This window comes from Bradyrhizobium sp. HKCCYLS2038, assembly GCF_051167655.1.
GTDB lineage: Bacteria > Pseudomonadota > Alphaproteobacteria > Rhizobiales > Xanthobacteraceae > Bradyrhizobium.
In genome coordinates, this window is the sequence record NZ_JBNPTM010000006.1 from 127814 (window position 1) to 147753 (window position 19940).

Annotated in this window: 13 protein-coding genes; 3 read left to right on the plus strand and 10 right to left on the minus strand. The window is 66.7% G+C overall.

Annotated features, from left to right (window positions below; genetic code table 11):
* The first annotated feature begins 148 nt into the window (after positions 1-148).
* Together ACQR1I_RS25750 and ACQR1I_RS25755 are read left to right on the plus strand one after the other, a co-directional pair.
* Entirely contained in the window at positions 149-1285 is a 1137-nt protein-coding gene (locus ACQR1I_RS25750) for an alpha-hydroxy acid oxidase (protein ID WP_434869473.1), read from the plus strand.
* A 190-nt stretch (positions 1286-1475) separates the two neighbouring features.
* The gene (locus ACQR1I_RS25755) at positions 1476-2375 is read left to right on the plus strand and encodes a hypothetical protein (protein WP_434869472.1); all 900 of its coding nucleotides are present in this window, start codon (positions 1476-1478) and stop codon (positions 2373-2375) included.
* Positions 2376-2445: 70 nt separating this feature from the next.
* On the opposite strand, the gene ACQR1I_RS25760 is transcribed toward ACQR1I_RS25755, so the two are convergent.
* The 10 genes from ACQR1I_RS25760 to ACQR1I_RS25805 form a co-directional block, all read right to left on the minus strand.
* Positions 2446-3024, minus strand: coding sequence for a hypothetical protein (locus tag ACQR1I_RS25760; RefSeq protein WP_434869555.1), 579 nt, complete (start codon positions 3022-3024; stop codon positions 2446-2448).
* 143 nt (positions 3025-3167) lie between these two features.
* A complete protein-coding gene (locus ACQR1I_RS25765) occupies positions 3168-4010 on the minus strand; it encodes a shikimate dehydrogenase (protein ID WP_434869471.1) in 843 nt (280 codons plus the stop codon).
* A gap of 115 nt (positions 4011-4125) precedes the next feature.
* The gene (locus ACQR1I_RS25770; RefSeq protein ID WP_434869470.1) at positions 4126-5892 is read right to left on the minus strand and encodes a SulP family inorganic anion transporter; all 1767 of its coding nucleotides are present in this window, start codon (positions 5890-5892) and stop codon (positions 4126-4128) included.
* Between the two features lie 89 nt (positions 5893-5981).
* Positions 5982-6284, minus strand: a complete 303-nt coding sequence (locus ACQR1I_RS25775) for a helix-turn-helix domain-containing protein (protein WP_434869469.1) — start codon at positions 6282-6284, stop codon at positions 5982-5984.
* Between the two features lie 207 nt (positions 6285-6491).
* Positions 6492-11405 carry a beta strand repeat-containing protein gene (locus ACQR1I_RS25780; RefSeq protein WP_434869468.1) on the minus strand — a complete coding sequence of 1638 codons (4914 nt, stop codon included), beginning with the start codon at positions 11403-11405 and terminating at the stop codon, positions 6492-6494.
* Between the two features lie 203 nt (positions 11406-11608).
* Positions 11609-13339, minus strand: coding sequence for a ShlB/FhaC/HecB family hemolysin secretion/activation protein (locus ACQR1I_RS25785; RefSeq protein ID WP_434869467.1), 1731 nt, complete (start codon positions 13337-13339; stop codon positions 11609-11611).
* A gap of 360 nt (positions 13340-13699) precedes the next feature.
* Positions 13700-15748 (minus strand): elongation factor G, encoded by a 2049-nt coding sequence (locus ACQR1I_RS25790; RefSeq protein WP_434869466.1) that lies wholly within the window; start codon positions 15746-15748, stop codon positions 13700-13702.
* 183 nt (positions 15749-15931) lie between these two features.
* Entirely contained in the window at positions 15932-16402 is a 471-nt protein-coding gene (locus tag ACQR1I_RS25795; protein ID WP_434869465.1) for a DUF992 domain-containing protein, read from the minus strand.
* Positions 16403-16579: 177 nt separating this feature from the next.
* Positions 16580-17104: a DUF992 domain-containing protein gene (locus ACQR1I_RS25800; protein ID WP_434869464.1), complete on the minus strand. Its 525-nt coding sequence runs from the start codon at positions 17102-17104 to the stop codon at positions 16580-16582.
* A gap of 119 nt (positions 17105-17223) precedes the next feature.
* On the minus strand, positions 17224-18426 hold the full coding sequence (locus ACQR1I_RS25805; RefSeq protein WP_434869463.1) for a pyridoxal phosphate-dependent aminotransferase: 1203 nt from the start codon (positions 18424-18426) through the stop codon (positions 17224-17226).
* A gap of 192 nt (positions 18427-18618) precedes the next feature.
* On the opposite strand from ACQR1I_RS25805, the gene ACQR1I_RS25810 reads away from it, so the two are divergent.
* Positions 18619-19851 (plus strand): glycosyltransferase family 87 protein, encoded by a 1233-nt coding sequence (locus ACQR1I_RS25810; protein ID WP_434869462.1) that lies wholly within the window; start codon positions 18619-18621, stop codon positions 19849-19851.
* Positions 19852-19940: the final 89 nt, after the last annotated feature.

A 19940-nucleotide genomic window follows, 5' to 3' on the forward strand; every position in this document is an offset into this window, starting at 1 on the left:
CATGTGCGGCGGCCCTGATCGGGGTTGCAGGCGTGGGCTTCAGCTTGAGTGCGGTTGCAGGTCCCAAGCCGGATTTGGCAGGCGCCGCAAAGATGCTAGATCACTGCCAGCTCGAGAAACGACACTCGGTGGGGAGCCGACGACCGCAATGAAGCACATCACCTGCATCGAAGACCTGCGCCTGCTGCACAAGCGGCGCGTCCCGAAGGCGTTCTTCGACTACGCCGATCGCGGCTCCTATGCCGAGGAGACGCTGCGCGCCAATCGCGACGACCTGCAGAAGATCAAGTTCCGCCAGCGCATCCTGGTCGACGTCTCCAAGCGCGATCTGTCGACCACGATCCTCGGCGAGCCCTCCTCGATGCCGCTGGTCCTCGCCCCGGTCGGCCTGCTCGGCATGCAGCATGGCGATGGCGAGATCCACGCCTGCCGGGCCGCCCAGGCCGCCGGGATCCCGTTCACCCAGAGCACCATGTCGATCTGCTCGATCGAGGACATCGCCTCCAGCGTCGAGAAGCCGTTCTGGTTCCAGCTCTACGTCATGAAGGACCGCGGCTTCATCAAGGCGCTGGTCGAGCGTGCCATCGCCGCCAAGTGCTCCGCTCTGTGCCTGACCGTCGACCTGCAGGTGATCGGCCAGCGCCACCAGGACATCAAGAACGGCATGAGCGTGCCGCCGGAGTGGTCGCTGTCGAAGCTGTTCGATTTCGCCACCAAGCCGGCCTGGGTGCAGGGCGTGCTGCAGGGCAAGCGCCGCACCTTCGGCAATATCGCGGGCCACGTGAAGAACACCGAGGACCTCACCAAGCTGTCGGCCTGGACGGCCGCGCAGTTCGACACCTCGCTGAACTGGAAGGACGTCGACTGGATCCGCTCGATCTGGCCCGGCAAGCTGATCATCAAGGGCATCCATGACATCGAGGACGCCAAACTCGCGGTCGAGACCGGCGCACAGGCGCTGGTCGTCTCCAACCATGGCGGCCGCCAGCTCGACGGCGCGCCGTCGTCGATCCATGTGCTGCCCGGCATTGCCGAGGCGGTCGGCGACAAGATCGAGATCATGTTCGACGGCGGCATCCGCTCCGGCCAGGACGTGATGCGCGCGCTCGCGCTCGGCGCCAAGTCCTGCATGCTCGGCCGCGCCTACGCCTACGGCCTCGGCGCCGGCGGCCAGGCCGGCGTCGCCAAGGCGATCGACATCATCCGCAACGAGCTCTTGACGACGATGGGCCTGTGCGGCGTCAACACGGTGGCGGAGATCGACCGCAAGGTGCTGGCGGATTAGTTCGAGCCAGGTCGCAAGTCTGGTTATGCCGTGAGGCAATCGTCATTTAGCCGAGCTAACAGCTAATCAGTTGCACCATCCGTGCCGCTGCCCCTCTCCCCGTGAAGAACGGGGAGAGGGAGCGCACCACCGGTTCACCTCGGCGGCGTCAATCCGTCGCGGAGGCCGTCATGACAACGGATCATCATCCTTGCGCACGATACGCCTGCATAAGATCGCCGACCTCCCTGACACGGCCGGAGGATGGACGCTCAGGGCGAGCTGCGTCGCGAATGACGGATCGCTGCTGTTTCTCTCCGTCGCTGACGCACGCAGGGAAACCAGCGAGGGCGCGCCATGCGGCGTTGGAACGTCCGATCCCCAGACTCCCACCGGCAAGGCCTTTCGGCTGTCGATCGTACCTGTCCAGGGAACGCCTCAAAGCGTGGCGCTGCCGCCGCTTGATATCGCGGCTCACTATGTCGACCTTTTTCCGGATGGACGGATCCTGCTCGTCTATCCTCGCTCATACCCTGAAGGCGTCGGAAACGCCGTCATCTACGACCCGGCTTCGGGACAGCACACGCGCATCGATCTCGACGATGGCATCAGCCACGTGTACGTCGATTCCCTCGCCCGCATCTGGGTCGGCTATTTCGACGAAGGGGTGTTCGGCGGCGGAGTTGGATCTGCGGGGCTGGTCTGTTTCTCGGCAGCAGGCGATATCATCTGGAGCTATCCGCCGGACGACGGGATGGCGGACTGTTACGCGCTGAACGTCAGCGGCGCGGAAGCCGCGATGTTCTTCTACACCGACTTTCCGCTGTGCAAGATTTCCTCGGATTTTCAGCTGTCCTATTGGACGACCGAGCTGGGTGGCTGTCATCGTTTTGCGTTGTCCGGATCAGACGTCCTTTTCTCACGTCAATACAAAGATCCCCCGGATGCGGCGTATTGGGGACAGCTGACGTCGGACGGGACGTTGCGCACGGAACGGGTGCAACTCCAGCTTCCGGACGGCTCCCCGCTACCGAAGGGACAATTGCTCGGCCGGGGCCGAGATCTCACCTTTTTCGGCGCCGAGGCAGTGTACCGCATCAGCCTGACTTGAGATTCAACCCGACAAATTAGGTGCGTCCCCGAACACCATCGCCGCGCATCCGGGGACCATGAGCTCAGCCTCACATCGGCGGTGTCAGCCCGTCGCGGCCGACGCTGACGCGGCTGGTTTCGAGGGAGCCGTCGGGCAGTTGCTTGACGGTCGCGATCACCTTGGCGCCCGGCTTCAGCTCGGACTTGTCGCCGGGGACGAAGGTGACGATCGGGGTGTCCGGCGTGATGTCGACGCGCTTCTCGCCGCCCTTGTACTTCACCAGCAGCGTGTGGCCATCCGTCGAGACCGAGCTTTCCGCCACGGTCGCGTTGGTCATGCTGGAGTTCGGCTTGAGATCCCAGGGCCGCGAGCCCTCGCCGGTGCCGCGCATGGCCTCCGGGAAGATGTGGATCTCGACGGCCTTGGGCGCGCCATCCGGACCGGGCACCGTGGTGGCGCCGATGAACGATCCCGGCTTGATGTCGGAGAGCTCCGCCTTGACGACACCGCTCACGCTCATGTCGCCGGCGACGTGAAGCTTGAACAGCTCACCGCTGCGGGCCTTCACCGTCATCGTATCGGCATCGATGCTCTCGATGGCGCCGCGGATTCGCGTCGGCACCGGGGCCTGCTGGCAGATCGCCAGAACGGACGTCGTCGCAACCATCGCGAGCGCGATGGCGGGACGGATCAGAAAGGTACGGACAAACATGCAGGGGGCTCCGGGACCGAGGCGAAAGCTCCGCGCTTCATAGTCCGGGCGCGGACGCATGAGGAGTGAAACGCCGGTGTGGGGAGCTTATTCCGCGCTCAAGCCTTTGTGAGATCGGCCTCGATCAGCGCGCGGAGCTCGGCCGTGACCTGCGGACGCTCGCCGAACCACAGCTGAAAGCCGCGCACGGCCTGATGCAGCAGCATGCCGAGGCCATCAGCGGTGCGCAGTCCCCGCGCTTGCGCCGCGGCAAGGAGCTGCGTCCGCAGCGGCACGTAGACCAGGTCGGCGACGACGGCATGATGTGACAGCGGTGCGAGATCGATCTCCAGCGGCGGCTGACCATGCATGCCGAGCGACGTCGTGTTCACCAGCAGACCCGCATTCGGTAGCAGTGCGGCGACGCGCTGCCAGCCTTCGGCGACGACGCGGCTGCCGAACTGGTCCGCCAGCGCCTGCGCGCGCGCGGCAGTGCGGTTGACGACATGAATGCGGCCGAGGCCGCGCTCCAGCAGGCCGAACACGACCGCGCGTGCCGAGCCGCCGGAGCCGAGCACGACGGCCGTGTCGGTGCGATCCCAGCCCGGCGCCACGGCATCGAGATTGCCGATGAAGCCCTCGACGTCGGTATTGGTCGCGCGCAGGCGGCCGTGCTCGTACCACAGCGTGTTCGCGGCACCGACGGCGCGGGCCCGCGCGTCGGGCTCGGTCAGCTCCAGCACGCGCTCCTTGTGCGGGATCGTGACGTTGGCGCCGACGAAGCCGCGCCGGTCGAGATGCAGGACGAATTCAGCCAACTCTTCCGGCGGCACCGCCTCGATCGTGTAGCCGCCGGCAAGCCCGAGCTTGTGCAGCCAGTGATGATGGATCAGCGGCGAGCGCGAATGGGCGGCTGGCCATCCGATCAGGCAGGCGGCACGGGGTTTGGCGGCGGCGGTCATGGCGGTGACATCGGACAAGCTCCGGCCGGAGTCAATGCTCACGGGCGGAGGGACGACCTCGGTGACGCCGCCTTGGCGGCGCCACTTCGATCCCGGCCACCTTGCAGACAGGCACTCAGCTAGCGGCCAGCCCGTCGGCGGAGATCTCGTCGCGCGGCGTGTCCTTGCCCTTGATGTCGGCCACGGCGCGCTCGATGGTCTCGCGGTAGCGCACCAGCGGCGGCCGCACGCCGTGGGTCAGCAGCGCCCGGCGCACCGTCGGCGACGCGCCGGTGATGAACAGCCGAATGCCCTGCCGCTTGGCCTTGGCGGCGACCCGGCTCATCGCGTTGGCGGCCGTCGAATCCAGGAACGGCACGGCGGCGAAATCGACCACGAAGGCCTTGCGGCGGTCGGCGATGGAATCGAGCACGGTGCCCACCGTCGAGGCGGCGCCGAAGAAGAACGCGCCGGTGATGCGATAGATCAGCACGTCCTTGTCGGCGCTGAGCTTGGGATTGTACGGCACGCGTGCGCCGTCCTCGAAATCGGCGCGGTCCTCGGCCGCGAGCGGCGATCCGTCCTCGACACCCGTCATCTGCGCCATGCGATTGATGAAGAGGACAGCGCCCAGCGCGAAGCCGACCAGGATGCCTTCGGTGAGGTCGCGGAAGATGGTGAGCCCGAAGGTGGCGAGCAGCACCGTGGCATCGCCCCAGGAGGAGCGGATCAGGGTCGCGAATTCATGCTTCTCGGCCATGTTCCAGGCGACCACGACTAGCACGGCGGCCAGCGCCGACAGCGGGATGTAGCTCGCGAGCGGCGCGGCGACCAGCATGAACACCAGCAGGAACAGCGAATGCAGCATGCCCGAAACCGGGCCGCGCGCGCCGGCGCGGACATTGGTCGCGGTGCGCGCGATCGTCCCGGTGACGCAGATGCCGCCGAACAGCGCCGAGCCGACATTGGCGAAACCCTGGGCGACCAGCTCGCAGTTCGAGCGGTGGCGGCGCCCGGTCATGCCGTCGGCCACGACGGCCGATAGAAGCGATTCGATCGCGCCGAGCAGCGCGAAGGCAATCGCGTCGGGAAACACCGCCTGGATCTTGGCGAGCGAGAACGCCGGCAGCGCCGGCGCCGGCAGCTCGCGCGGGATGCCGCCGAATTTGGTGCCGATGGTTTCGACCGGCAGTTGCAGCGCATAAGTGAAGATCGCCGCGACCACGACGGCGATCAGGATGCCGGGCCAGGTCGGCCGCAGCTGCTTGAGACCGACGATGATCGTGATCGACATCGTGGCCAGAGCGACCGCAGCGAGGCTCGCGGTCGGTGCGCCATGCGCCAGCGCGATCAGCTTCGGGATCAGCTCGCCGGGCTCCTTGGCCGCAAGCGTGATGCCGAACAGATCCTTCAGCTGGCTCGCGAAGATGATCACGGCGATGCCGGCGGTGAAGCCGACCGTGACCGGATAGGGGATGAACTTGATGTAGGTGCCGAGCCGCAAGTACCCGGCGATCACCAGCATCACGCCGGACATCATGGTGGCGAGCAGCAAGCCGTCGACGCCCTGGCGATCGACGGTGGCGGCGACGAGGACGATGAAGGCGCCAGCCGGACCGCCGATCTGGAAGCGGCTGCCGCCGAGCAGCGAGATCAGGAAGCCGCCGATCACGGCGGTGTAGAGGCCGCGCCCCGGCGAGACGCCGGAGGCGATCGCGATGGCCATCGACAGCGGCAGCGCGACGATGGCCACCGTCAGGCCTGCGAGCGCATCGGCGCGGAAGTCCGCGAAGCCATACCCTTCGCGCAGAACGGTCAGAAGTTTCGGAGAATACAGCTCGGCGAAGGTCGGCTCATGATGTCCGACCCGCCCCCGCGTGCCGCGCCCGTCAGTGATGCTCATGCCTATCACGCTCCCGCCGCGGGGCCGCTGCGCGGCTCACGGCGCGTCTCACACGACGAGCTCAGCAGCCCTCGTGCCGCGCGATGAAGCTAGCTCGCGCCATCGCGCGCAGTGTCAGTTTGACGGCCCATGCGATTGGGCGGTCCCGGGTCCTTCAGGCGAACGCCACGCCCGCCATCTTCGCTGCGGGCACGCTCGCCGATCAGATCCACGCCCGCACGATTGAGCGCATCGACGACCTTGGTCAGCGAGTCCACCACGCCGCGGACGTTGCCGGTGGAGGCTTCCATCCGCTGGATCGTCGGCAGCGACACGCCGGCCAGCTCGGCCAAGGTTTTCTGATCAATCCCGAGCAGCGCACGCGCTGCCCGCATCTGGAACGACGTGATCACGATGGCCTCACGTGGTACACACCATAATTGATGCGTAAAACAAAGACAATGATGTAAAATACATCATCCCCAGCGAGGAAGGCAAGGCTTGGTTGCGCCGGCGCTGCGCGGAAAGTCTGCCGTTGGCATCTGACCGCGGCGGCGACGCCGGCCTCGTGGCCCGGGACTGAGGTCAGGCCGCGTGTCGGATCGGACTGGTCGGCCTCGTCATCGATTCGACATCTGCCAACCGCAGATCGAACGGGCCGGCCCTCCGCCGAAGTCCGAGGCGGAGCAGACCCACTTGGCGGATCCGCCACGCAGGCTCGGCGCCAGGTTCGGCATGTCCGGCGCGGTCACGCGCCATACGGCGGACGACGTCGCAGCGACGACGTAGTTCGGGTTCGTCAGCGTCCCCGCGACCGTGAGCGTGTAGCTGCCGAGCCGCGTCGATGGCGTGATACCGTAGCTGTTCGACAGGCCCGTGAGTACGCTCGCGCTCTCGCCGTTCTGCAGGCCGGTCGCCGCAAGCCCGGGATTGGAGGATGGGACGCCGATCACCGATGTGCCGCCGAGCGCCCGCACCATCACTTGCGCGGGCGTCACGGTCAACGCGCCGCTGCCGAAGCCGAATGCATAGCCCGCAGCCGAGGCGAGCGAGCCCTGTGCGACGCTGATCGCATAGGGGCTGCCGGCAACACCTGCGGTCGGCGCCGCACCGCTGGAGGACAGCACGGGCGTCCCGGTGAAGGCCGTTGCGGCGGCATCGCCGAGGAAGGCATTGGCGGCGCCGGATTGATAGCCGGACACGCCATAGCTGGTCGCCAGCGTGGCCGACGCATCGGCGCCGTAGGTCTTGCTGAAGCTGATCGGGCTGAAGGTCAGCGTCGGCTGCATCGCGAACAGATAGCGGTTGCCCGAGGCCGTGACGCTGGCCGGCGGCAGGCTGGCATAGGTCGCGTTCCAGATCGCGGTGTTGCCGCTGTTGAGGCTCCCAAAGCTGTCGGAGCCCGGCGCGCTGGAATAGATCAGCCAGCGGCCCGAGGTTGCCGTCACGGCGTTGGCGCCGGCATTGTTGATGAAGGCCAGCGCAGTGGACAGGACCGGGCTCGTGGCGGAGACGATCGCTCCGCTGGCAAGGGTCAGGTCGCCTGTGGTGACCACGGTGGCGGCTCCACTCGCGCTGATCCCGGTCGTCCCCTGCACGGTGCCGATCGTCAGAGCTTGCGCGTTGGAGAAGCCGAGCGAGCCGATTCCGCTGGCCGCCAGCGTGCCGACCAGATTGTTGGCGTTCAGCGCATAGCTTGCCGTGCCCGAAAGCTTCAGCCCGGTGGTCGTGACGGCGCCGCCGGTCTGCGTCACCGTCCCGGTCCCGGTGAGCACCACGGGTGCAGCATTGGACGTGATCGTGGCTCCGAGCTTGCCGCCACCACTGCCGGCCAGCGTGAGCACGCCCGCGCCGTTGTTGGTGATCGTTGTTCCGCTGGCCGACATGTCATAGCCGAACGTCGCTCCGGATGACGTGGCTCCCGACACCGTCAATGCGCCTGACGTCATGGTGATCGCATTGCTGCCGCCGGTGACGAGACCCGATCCGCTGCTGCTGGATCCCGACAACTGGACGCCGCCACCGATGGTGGTCAGCGAGGCCCCGTTTCCGATCGTGAGCCCCGAGCCGCTGGTGCTGTTGCCAGCGAGGGTCACGGCGCTACCGGTCTGGTTGTCGACGGTCGTGCTCGCGAGGGAGATGCCTGTGCCGGTCGTCGAGGTCCCCGCAATCGTCGGCGCGCCACCAGCGATGGTGAGCGTATTGTTGCCGAGCCAATACAGGCCGGAGCCGCTTGCCGATGTGCCGGACAGGTTGACGCCGCCGGACAACGACAAGCTGGTACTGCCATTGAACACTATGCCGTTCTGGCTGCTGCTCGAACCGTTCAGGCCGAGCGTCCCGGCACCGGAATTGACCAGGCTCGAACCTCCGTTGTTGAACCAGACGCCCTGATTGCTCTGCGAGGTTCCAGACCAGGTCGCATTCCCCGCACTGCTGGAGATTGCGTTCGCGCCCAGGAAGTAGAGCCCAACCTCACTGTTCGACATTCCCGAGATGCCGATGTTGCCGGAGGTGGTCACGGTCGCGCCGGAGACGACGAAGCCCTGGCTGCTGGTGCTGGTTCCGGTCAGCGAGAACGTCCCGGCGCCAGCATTGGTCAGGGCGGAGGTTCCCGCGAGAAAGGCGCCATGCCCTGAGGTCGACAATCCGGCCAAGGTCAGATTGCCGGCGCTATCGGTGATCGTGTTCACGCCATTCAGCACCAGCCCCGTGCCGCTGGTCGAGGTGCCGGTCATCGACACGGCGCCGGAGGTTCCGATCGATCCACCCGACGCGAGATTGATGCCGTCGGTCGAGCTGCTGGTTCCCGACAGGCTCAGCGTCCCCGTAGCCGCTGTGAGCATGTCGCCACCCACGGCGACCAGGCCCAATCCGCTCGTGCTCGTTCCGGAGAGTTGCACGGCGCCGTGGCTCGTGAGATTCGCTCCGTTCTCGATCTTCAATCCATACCCGCTCGCGCTCGTCCCCGCGAAGGTGATCGCAGCGCCGGTCTGATTGTCGATCGTCGCGGAGCCCTGGAAGTAGACGCCATTTCCGGAGGTCGAAGTCCCGGTGAGAGTCGGCGTGCCGCTCGCAATGGTGATGGTGTTGCCGCCCTTGAACGACAGGCCATCGCTGCCGCTGGATGTGCCATGCACCGTCACGGTACCCGACGTCGTCAGGTTGGCGCCGGTGTTGAAACGGACGCCGCGACCGGATGCGCTCGGCGTCGTTCCGGTGAGTTGCAGCGTACCGGTGCCGGTATTGACGAGATTCAAGGTGTTGGCCTCGACCCAGACGGCATTGTTGTTCGAGGCGGTGCCGCTGATTGTCAGATTGCCGGCCGTGTCGGTGATCGTCGTGCCGTTGGAGAACAACCCATAAGCCGCGCCCGTGTTGACACCGGACACCGTGATGTTGCCGGAGGTGGTGAGGTTGGAATTGATCGCGACACCGTAGTTCGAGGCGGCCGCGGAGTTACCGGTAACGGCGAACGAGCCCGCGCCGGAATTGGTCAGCGTGTTGGACCCGGTGTAGAAGAACACACCCTTGTCGCTCGTGCTGTCGCCGGTGACCGTGAGGTTGCCCGACGCGGCGGTGACACCGGACGCGTTGTCGAGATAGATGCCGGTATTGGAGCTGGATGTTCCGTGGACGGTGGTGGTCCCCGAGGTCGACAGCGTTGCCGCGGACCCGAGATAGATGCCGTAGCCACTGGTCGATGTTCCCGACACCGCGAACGAGCCCGCGCTCGACAGACTCGTCGCACCGGCGAAGTTGACTCCGTATCCACTCGATGATGTGCCGCTGATCGTACTGGTGCCGGCGCCCGTCGTGATGGTCGCGCCACTGAAGCTGACGCCGGTGCTGCCACCGCTCGCGGTCGCCGTCGCGGTCAGGGTGCCGCCGAGATTGACGGAGCTGTTGAAGGAGATCTGCGTGCCCGTCAGATGCAGGCTGCCATTGCTCGCGGTGATGCCGGCATTGAGCAGGATCGCGCCGGCGGCGCTGAGTGACAGCGAATTGCCGCTGCTCCAGGTGAGCGCGTTGGCCAGCGTGATGTTGCCGCTCTGCGAGCCGGAGCTGCCGGTGTCGACGGTGACATTGGCGCTGGCGAGCGCGGTCTGCAGCGTCGCGACCGAAAGGATCGACGAGTTGGCGGTCGGCGAGTAGGTGCCGCCGGAGTTCGACACCGTGGTGTCGCTGCCGGTCGAGATGGTGATGTTGTAGGGATCGAGCAGCAGCGTCCCGGTGCGGCCGTTCTGCGCGGTGACGTCGACCGTGCCCTGATAGTTCAGCACGCCGTGGCTCGAGGTTTCGACCGCGCCGCCATTGCCCGTGCCAGCACCCGTTGCGCTGATCGTGCCGCGAAACTCGGTGAACTCGTCGGACCACAGCACGACCTTGCCGCCATCGCCGCCACTGCCGTTGGCCGAGATCACAGCGCCCTGCGCGACGGTCGTGGTCTGCGCGTTCTGGACATCGGCGCTCACGAGCTTGGCCGCGGCATCGCTGCCGCCGCGTTGGTCGCCGCCGATCAGGATCGTGCCGCCGCGCCTGCCGTTGGCGCTGATCCTCGCCGTCTCGGTCAGCGCCACCTTGCTGCCGGTCACCACGATCGTGCCGCCGGCATGCCGGCGGCCGCCATTGGCCGCGAGCCGGCCGGAGACCGTCACCGCGCCACCGCCGCCGCCGAGCACGATGTTGCCGGAGCGGCCGGACACCGAGCGCGCCGAAATCGTGCCCGAGACGTTGACGACGTCGCGCGCGGCCTGCTGCGCGGCCGCGGCCCTGATCTCGACCCGTCCGCCGGCGGCCCTGATCCGGCCGGAGACGTCGAGCAGCGCCTTGCCGTCCGCCGCCGTGCCGCTGGTCGGCAGCGCGACCTGCAGGAAACCGTCACCGCTCGGATCGAGCGTGACCTGCTCGCCGGCGCCGAGCCCGACCTTGCCGAGCGGCACGCTGATGGTGCCGCTGTTGCTGACCGAGCCGCCGATCAGGCCGACATAGGATCCGGCCGCGCCGCTGATCGTGCCGGCATTGCTGACCGCGGCCGACGATCCCCTGCCGGTGAAGTTGAGCCGGCCCGCGTTGAAATCCGCATCGCTGATGTCGAGGGTCGAGGCGACGAAGCCGCCGCCGACCCGTACGTTGCCGGTCGGCGTGATCGCGATGCCGTTCGGGTTGACCAGATAGACCTGGCCGTTGCCGGTGATCTGTCCGGCGATCGTGGACGAGGTGCCGCCGGTGACGCGGTTGAGGATCGCCGCATTGGCATTCGGCTGCGCGAAGTTGACGCTGGCATTGCTGCCGACCGAGAAGCTGTTCCAGTTGACGATCGCCTTCGCCGAGCTCTGGGTGATCGTTAGCGCGTTACTGGCGGGATTGGAGAAGCTCACCTGGCCCGACGCGACCGCGGCGCCCTGCGGCAGCGCGCTCTGCGCGCCGGCAGGCGACGACAGCACCAGAACCGACGCGGTCCCGAGCAGGACGGCTGCGCCGAGACGCCGGCGGGTGCCGGCCTGAGATCGCTGCGTCCGAGCTTTGCACATCAACATGATACTCGATACTCGACACCGATATGCGGGCCTGGGCCGCGCCCCGGAACCCCGAACCTGAACTCCATGTTGCGGCCGCAAGAAGCCGGATTCGACCCGGTTCGAACTGATATTCGATTAAAGCTTTCTCGATCGAGGCAGCTCCCGCATTAACGCTTTGGTCACCACGACCAAGCGCCGCGCGGAAGCACGGCCGTTCAGAACGCCACGTTGAGCAGCATCGTCCCCCTCCATCCAGCCTTGACGCCGGCGAGATCAGTAAAGCCGCGCGCCACCTCCAGCGTGAGGTTCGCGGCCGTCCAGCCGGCGGCCCCGCCGAGGCCGCTGCGAACGCCGGCGCCGACGGATTCGGCGTTGAAGCTCGGTTGCTCGACCGCGGTCGCGTTCACGATCCAGCCATGGCCGTAGGCGCCGAACAGATAGGGCGACAGATTCATGGTGCTGGTGTTGAAGGGAAGCGCGAAGGCGCGCGACAGCTCGCCACGCAACGTGACGCCCTGGTCGGCGGTGAATGTTCCCGACGCGAAGGCGGTCAGCGCGTCGCTGCCATCGAGCGCAATCTGTTCGGGCCGCAGCAGCGCGCGGCCGTGCGAATACTGGCCGGCGGTCAGCACATCGAGTTGCAGCCCGCCGGGCAGCGGCTGCGACAGCCGGGCGTTGGCGGACCATTTGACGAATTGCGGGCTCGCGCTTTGCCGCGACAGCGGAATGCCGGTCGCGTCGGCGTCGAGCGTCCCGCGGCCGCCGAGACCGAACGAGCCTTGCGCGCCCAGCTGCAGCCCAGCTCCCCACGGCAGGACGGTCGCGTATTCGGAGCCTAAGCGCAGCGCGCCGTAATGATCGTGATTGAGCGCGACGCCGAATTCGGAGGCCTGCGACTGCTGATCGATCAGCTCAAGCGCCGCATTGGCGTACAGCGAGCCGGTCCGCGTCAGCCTGATCGGGTCGCGCAGACGCAGCGAATAGCGTTCGAACGTCCCGAGCGTCGCCGGCACGTTCGCAGCCGCCGCGGTGCGGGTGATCGACCTCGTATACTCGGGATTGACGGTCAGGCCGTCACTGCCGAACGGGAGCACCGCGCCGACGCCGTAGAGCAGCAGCGGCGGACGGCCGCCGACGAAATCGTTGGGATTTGCGCCGCTGCCGGCCGATGCGTAGACCTGTTCACCCCACCCCAGCGCGCTGTTCACCGTGACCGAGCCGCGCAACTGCCAAATCCCAAGCGACTTGGACAGGCGGTTGTCGGTGCCGGCGGCGACCGACACGAGATGATGCTCGCCCTCCAGAATCAGCCTGGTGCCGCCCTCGGCCACGCCGCGCGCCAGCGAGCTCTTCAATTTCATGCCGGGCACCTCGGCCGCAATCAGCAGCGCATGCTCGATCTGCGCCTGGGTGACATGACGGCGTCCGACCAGCGCAGCGGTGCGTCGCTCGATCACGCCGCGCACCTGCGCCGGCAGCGCCGAGACGTCGACCTGCTCGATGAAGCCGTCGATCACGGCCACCCGCAGCGGCCCGCGATCCACCAGATGCTGCGCAGGGAGCACCACGCGCACCAGCGAAAAGCCGGCCTGCACGTAGGCCTGCTCGAGCCGGGCCGCGGCCGCATAGATCGCCTCGACGCTGACCCGCTTGCCCGTCAGTTGGGCCGTGAAGGTTTCGGAAGCCCCGGCGAGCTCGGGAAAGGAGCCTTCGACGACCACGTTGCCGATCAGCACGGTCAGGTCACGCGCGCCGGGCGGCGCGGTCAGAGGGGATGTCCGCGGACTCACGATGACGGCGCCGGCGGGCGGCTGCGCCGGACGCAGGCTCGGCGGTGTCACCTGGCTCGGCGCGATCGCCTGCGCCGGCGCATCCGAGCTCGCCGCGGTCAAGGCGGCGAGTCCGGCACCGACACAGATCACAGCATCGCGCCACCGCGACCACATCCTACGCGTCCCGAGGCAAGTTGAGCGAACGGCACCGCGCTGTCAGCGCAGAGCCGGGAACATCCTCGGAACCTTGAGTTTTCGTGGTTACCCGGTGCTTAACGCGCGGCCGGCGGAAAGCCGCTGGTAACCAACGCAAGGCCGCGTGACGCGGCCGGCGCGTGTTCCAAGTGTCTCGGATCGCTCATCATTCGAGACCGTGCTGGGACGCCGCCAAGGCCGCTCCCGTATGACTACGGCGTCGCATCCGGCCAGGCGAGCGCTACCGCTCGCTCCGCTGCTGCATGAAGCGACAACGGCCCGCCAAGCTTCGAGGCGAGAAGCTTGACGGGCCGGCTTTCAGCCGCGGTGGTACAGCGTCTACGCCGCGTCGCGATGCGAGGCGATGATGTGGTCGGCGGCGCGGCCCGTCACTTCGGCCATGTGGTCGAACTGGCGGGTGAAACTGCCGGCGCCGGCGGTGGCCGAGCGCAGCTCGACGATCAGTTCGCCGATCTCCGCTTCCGGCATCATTGCGCGGACGCAATCCCAGCCGGGCCAGCCGTCGCGGGTATCGAACGACAGGATCTGGCCGCGCCGGGCCGACAGGATCGCGTTGATCCTGGCGGTGGCCTCGCTCGGGCAGACGATCTCTACGGTGTGGATCGGCTCCAGCAGCACCGGCGCGCATTGCGCCAGGGCCTCGCTGACTCCGGCCCGCGCCGCCGTTCGGAACGCGAGGTCGGACGAATCGACGCTGTGATAGGAGCCGTCCGTCAGCGTCACCGCCACGTCGATCACGGGGAAGCCGAGCGGGCCGCGCACCAGCGCATCGACGACCCCCTCCTCCACCGCCGGGATGTAGTTGCGCGGAACCGCGCCGCCGACCACCTTCTCGGTGAACTGGAAGCCCTCGCCGCGCGGCAGCGGCTTGATGTCGAGCACGACGTCGCCGAATTGGCCGTGGCCGCCGGACTGCTTCTTGTGGCGGCCGCGCTGCGTGATCGCCTTGCGGATGGTCTCCTGATAGCCGATCGCCGGCGTATGCGATTTGACGTTGACGCCGAAGCGATCGCGCAGCCGCTCCAGCGCGACGCGCAGATGCATCTCGCCCTGCCCCCACAGCACCGTGTCGTGGGTCTGCGGGTTCTGCACCATGGTCAGCGACGGATCCTCCTCGTGGAGCCGCTGCAACGCCTGGCCGAGCTTGACGTCGTCCTTGCGGTCGACCGCCGCGATCGAGATCGCCAGCACCGGGGGACACGGATCGATCTTGGCCAGCGCAGACGGCGCGAGCTTGCCGGTCGCCACCGTATCGCCGGTCTTGACCGCGTCGAGCTTGCCGAGCGCGATTGTATCGCCGGCCGCGGCAGCCGCGCGCTTGCTGTCATAGGCGCCGGTCGCGGCCAGGATGCCGGAGACCCGCCCCGCCTCGCCCGCGGCCGCATGCACCGTCGCGCCGTCGTCGATATGGCCTGACAACAGGCGGGTCAGCGACAGCTTGCCGCCGTGCTGCAGATGCAGCGTCTTGAAGACGTAGCCGAGCGCCTCCTTGGTCTCCTTGACGCCGAGCCGCTTCGCGGTGTCGGCAACGCCGGGCGCTTCGTGGCGCAGCGCCTTCATCAACCGGAGCACGCCGTTCTCGCGCAGCGCCGAGCCGAGCAGCACCGGGCAGATCAGCCCCTCGCGCAATTCGCGAGCGAGATCGTCGAACACGGCATCGCGCGGCGGCGGAATGTCCTCCAGCAACTGCTCCATCAGCGCGTCGTCGTGATCGGCGAGCTTCTCCAGCATCGAGAAGCGCGCCTCCTTCTCGCGATCGAGATCGCCGCCTTCGAGCGCGATCACCTCGCTCGCCTTGTGCTCGCGATAGATGAAGGCGCGCTCCAGCGCGAGATCGACGAAGCCTTCGATCAATTCGCCATGCCAGATCGGGATCTGGCGCAGCACCAGCGGCACGCGCGAGGCCGGCTGCAGGGTTGCGAGCGTCTCGCGGATCCGCGCACTGGCGCGATCGATCTTGTTGAGGAACAGGAAGCGCGGGATACGCAGCTCTTCGAGCTCACGGAGAATGATCTGCAGTTGCGGCAGCTTCTTCTCGTCGGCCTCGCACACCACGATCGCGGCATCGACCGCCGGCAACGCGGCGCGCATGTCGTGCGCGAACTCGATCGAGCCGGGACAATCCAGGAATGTGTAGCTGTCGCCCATGAAGGTCGTGGTCGCCGCGGTCATCGCGACGCTCATTTTGTGCTGACGCGCCTCGGCACTGGCATCGCCGACGCATGTGCCGGCGTCGACGCTGCCGGCGCGCGGGATCGCGCCCGTCCGCGCCAGGATTGCCTCCAACAGAGTGGTTTTACCGCTTTGGAAAGGGCCCACCAGTGCGATGCACCGTGGACCTCGGGGACTTCTCAGGTCTTGTCCCATTCGCCGCCTCCTCTTTCTGGAGCTCGGCCCTTGATTGGGTCGGCAAAGCCGAATGCTCTGCCTCGTCTGCTGCTTTGGCAAGCAGGCGGTCAGCGAAAAACGTTGCTGCAGTGCAAGGAGGCCGTCACTCTTCCCGCACAATTGCGGGAAGAGGAAGAGCGCGTGTTCACGGCAAAGGGAAGATCAGCGCCCCGGACGCAATTCGAGGCTCTCGAGTCCGGCCGAGACGGCAAGGCCGACCTGCCCCTGCACGCTCAGCGGCTGCAGCGCGATCGAGTTGGCCGAGCCGCCGACCAGGACATTGCCGCCAAGGCCGACGCCGACCGACGCCGAGCCCTGCGCGCCGGCATAGTCGCCGGAGAGATCGCCCGCCCCGAGGCGGGCGACCGGCGCATAGACCACCCAGGCCAGCAGCGATTCCTGGGTGATGCCGATGTCGAGCCCGACCTTGCGGATGGTCGCGACGTAGCGGTCCTCGGGAATGCCATCGGCGCGCAGCACGCAGCCGAGATGCGTGACCGAGCCGACGATGAAGCCGACACTGGCGCCGCCGCGGCATTCGAGGACACCGACCCGCACGCGATTCTGCGCCTCGGCAGCGCCGGCGATGCAGAGGACCGCAGCAGTGAGCCCGGCGAGGATGATCGAGCGCATGAATAAACTCCGGCTGAAATGAAGGTGTGATGCATCCCCGTCGATCGAACTGACGATCACGGGCGATCACATCTATGCCACAAGGCTTACAGCCGCACCAGAAGCGACACGCCGTTCATCTGGCTGAACGAACCACTTCTGATCCAGCGTCGCCGCTGCGAGGCGTTGGCGTCGTGCTCAGCGATAGTAGCGTGAGAAGTAGGACGAGGGTTGGCTCGGACTCGGATGAATCGGCAGCAGCGGCACCAGCTCGACCTCGGTGATGCCAGCGGCGATGTTCATGCCGGTCTGCCCCTGCAGACTGATCGGCTGCAGCTGAGTGGCGCGATCATTGTCGCGCACCAGGAAGCTGCCGCCGAAGCCGATCAGCGCTGCGGCGTTGGCGGACAATCCGCCGTAGCGTCCGCGCAGCTCGCTGCGACCGAAATCATTCACGGGCGCGTAGACCGCCCACGCCATCCTGGTCTGATCGGTCAGGCCGAGATCGAGCCCATAGCGGCGAACACGGGCGACATAACGCTCCGGCGCGCGACCCTGGCTACGGAAGACGCAACGCAGACGGGCCTGCGACATCACGAGCCTGCCGGTCGTCCGGTGCCCCTCGCACTCCAGAACCCCCGCTCGCATCGGCCGGCCCTGATGGGCCTGCGCGAGCGGCACGATCATCACCATCGCCACGATCGACAGCACAAGCAGCCGCATCGAACTCCAACCTTACGCAACGCAACTTGGTCCGGACAAAAGGAAAGCGCCATGTTCAAAACATGGCGCTTTCCCGAGTGGAAATTGACCGACCGAAATTCGGGCGGGTTGTTGCCCAATTACCTCAGATTACCGCAGAAGCGCTGGATGCGCTTGCAGGCATCCTCGAGATCCGAGGTCTTGGTCGCATAGGAGATGCGGAACGCCGGGCCGAGGCCGAACGCCGAGCCGTGCACGACGGCCACGCCCTCGGTCTCCAACAGCTCGGTGACGAACGACTCGTCATTGTCGATCACCTTGCCCGACGGCGCGGTCTTGCCAATCGTGCCGGCGCAGGACGGATAGACGTAGAACGCCCCCTCTGGCCGCGGGCATTCGATGCCATTGGCCTGGTTCAGCATCGAGACCACGAGGTCACGGCGCTCCTTGAACACCTTATTGTTCGCTGGGATGAAGTTCTGCGGACCGTTGAGAGCTTCCACCGCTGCCCACTGCGCGATCGAGCACGGGTTCGAGGTCGACTGCGACTGGATCGTCGCCATCGCCTTGATCAGCTGCGCCGGACCGCCGGCATAGCCGATGCGCCAGCCGGTCATGCAATAAGCCTTGGAGACGCCGTTCACGGTCAGCGTGCGGTCGAACAGCGACGGCTCGACCTGCGCGGGCGTGGTGAAGACGAAGTCGTCATAGACCAGATGCTCATACATGTCGTCGGTCATGATCCAGACATGCGGATGCTTGACCAGCACCTCGGTGAGCGCCTTCAGCTCCGCCTTGGTGTAGGCCGCACCGGTCGGATTCGACGGCGAGCACAGGATCAGCCACTTGGTCTTCGGCGTAATCGCCTTCTCAAGCGCCTCCGGCTGCAGCTTGAAGCCGTGGGCGGCGGTGCAGACCACCGGCACCGGCTCGCCGCCGGCGAGCGCCACCATCTCCGGATAGCTGACCCAATACGGCGCCGGGATGATCACCTGGTCGCCGGGATTGATGGTCGCCATCAGCGCATTGTAGAGCACCTGCTTGCCGCCGACGCCGACGATCACCTGGTTCGGCTTGTAGGTCAGGCCGTTCTCGCGCTGGAACTTGCCGATGATGGCTTCCTTCAGCTCGGGAATGCCGTCGACCGCGGTGTACTTGGTCTTGCCGTCCTGGATCGCCTTGATCGCGGCCTGCTTGATGTTGTCGGGCGTGTCGAAATCCGGCTCGCCAGCGCCGAGACCGATGACGTTGCGGCCCGCCGCTTTGAGGACGCGCGCTTTATCCGTGACCGCGATGGTCGCGGACGGCTTCACACGGTCGAGCGCAGCGGCGAGAAAGGACATCATCAGCTCCTATGCAGGCGTCGTGGATCACCCGGTTTCGGGCCACGACCGTTCATGTCAGGGAAACGCCCATTTGTAAGGCCCCGCGCGCTGCATCGCAAGAAGCTTGGGCACATGGCTCCCAAGACTTTAGGGAACGTTAAAGCCGCCCCGCTAGCGTGGGCCCACGATTGTCCCGATTTTCAGGCCGAAATGACCACTCTCGCGTGCGCCCTGCGATCCGGCGACTGGCTCACGGTCGCGCGGATCAAGTCCTACAGCTGGATCCTGCTCGCCGTCACAGTGGCCGCGATTGCCGGCTGGATCGCGCTGTCCGATGGCCTGATCGACCGCAACGGCAAGCCGCTCGGCACCGATTTCTCGAACGTGTATGCGGCAGGCGTATTGACCCTTCAGGGCCAGGCGGCCGACGCCTACGACCCGCCGCTGCAGCACGCGATGGAGAAGGCCGTGTTCGACGGCCGCGACGTGCCATTTTTCGGCTGGCACTATCCGCCGTTCTTCTTCGCCATCGCCGCGATCACCGCACTGCTGCCCTATGCGGGCGGGCTGGCGCTGTGGGTGGTGTCGAGCCTGATCGCCTATCTCGCCGTGATGCGCGCAATCCTGCCGCGTCCCGAGACGCTGCTCGTCGCCGCAGCGTTTCCAGCCGTGTTCGTCAACATCGGCCACGGCCAGAACGCATTCTTCACCGCGGCGCTGCTCGGCGGCGCGCTGCTGCTGATCGATCGCAGACCGTGGCTGGCCGGCATCCTGATCGGGCTCCTTGCCTACAAGCCGCAATTCGGCGTGCTCATCCCGATAGCCCTGGTCGCGGGCGCGCGATGGCCGACGATCGCGGCCGCAGCTGCCACGGTCGCGGCCCTGGTCGCGATCAGCTTCGCCGTGCTCGGCAGCGACGTCTGGCATGCCTTCTTCCAGTCGATGAGCTTCACACAGAACGTCGTTCTCGAACAAGGCGGCACCGGCTGGGAAAAGATCCAGTCGGCGTTTTCAGCCGCGCGTCACTGGGGAGCCGATATCCGCACCGCCTACGCCGTGCAGGGCGTGCTCGCGCTGTCGCTCGCAGCCGGTCTCGCCTGGCTGTGGCAGAGCGACTCTGCAATCGATCTCAAGGCGTCGGCGCTGGCGAGCGCGAGCCTGCTGGCGACCCCTTACGTGCTCGACTACGATCTCATGGTCATCTCGGTTGCGATCGTGTTCTTCGTCCGGCATGGCCTCGCGCACGGCTTCCGCGATTATGAGATCAGCCTGCTGGCAGCGGCGTGGATCGTACCGCTGCTGTCGCGCAGCATCGCGGGGCTCACCACGATTCCACTCGGACTGATCGCGCTGATCGGGCTGTTTGCGCTGACGCTGCGCCGCGCTTCTACCGATCGGGCCACCGAGATCGGCGGAGAACACGCGCGTATCGCACAAGCGTGATCTCGATTGCTCGAAGTTGATGGAAAGTTGTTGCGCGCGCGTGCACTGCAGTAGTGCTTTTCGACTTTTTCCATCCATCGGCTCTTGCA

Bases quoted from the DNA above. Each gene is read 5' to 3' on its own strand.
- ACQR1I_RS25795 (WP_434869465.1), bottom strand. From the start codon at position 16,402: ATGCGCTCGATCATCCTCGCCGGGCTCACTGCTGCGGTCCTCTGCATC.
- ACQR1I_RS25760 (WP_434869555.1), bottom strand. From the start codon at position 3,024: ATGGTTGCGACGACGTCCGTTCTGGCGATCTGCCAGCAGGCCCCGGTG.
- ACQR1I_RS25790 (WP_434869466.1), bottom strand. From the start codon at position 15,748: ATGGGACAAGACCTGAGAAGTCCCCGAGGTCCACGGTGCATCGCACTG.
- ACQR1I_RS25785 (WP_434869467.1), bottom strand. From the start codon at position 13,339: ATGTGGTCGCGGTGGCGCGATGCTGTGATCTGTGTCGGTGCCGGACTC.
- ACQR1I_RS25800 (WP_434869464.1), bottom strand. From the start codon at position 17,104: ATGCGGCTGCTTGTGCTGTCGATCGTGGCGATGGTGATGATCGTGCCG.
- ACQR1I_RS25810 (WP_434869462.1), top strand. From the start codon at position 18,619: ATGACCACTCTCGCGTGCGCCCTGCGATCCGGCGACTGGCTCACGGTC.
- ACQR1I_RS25805 (WP_434869463.1), bottom strand. From the start codon at position 18,426: ATGTCCTTTCTCGCCGCTGCGCTCGACCGTGTGAAGCCGTCCGCGACC.
- ACQR1I_RS25750 (WP_434869473.1), top strand. From the start codon at position 149: ATGAAGCACATCACCTGCATCGAAGACCTGCGCCTGCTGCACAAGCGG.
- ACQR1I_RS25770 (WP_434869470.1), bottom strand. From the start codon at position 5,892: ATGAGCATCACTGACGGGCGCGGCACGCGGGGGCGGGTCGGACATCAT.
- ACQR1I_RS25765 (WP_434869471.1), bottom strand. From the start codon at position 4,010: ATGACCGCCGCCGCCAAACCCCGTGCCGCCTGCCTGATCGGATGGCCA.
- ACQR1I_RS25780 (WP_434869468.1), bottom strand. From the start codon at position 11,405: ATGTGCAAAGCTCGGACGCAGCGATCTCAGGCCGGCACCCGCCGGCGT.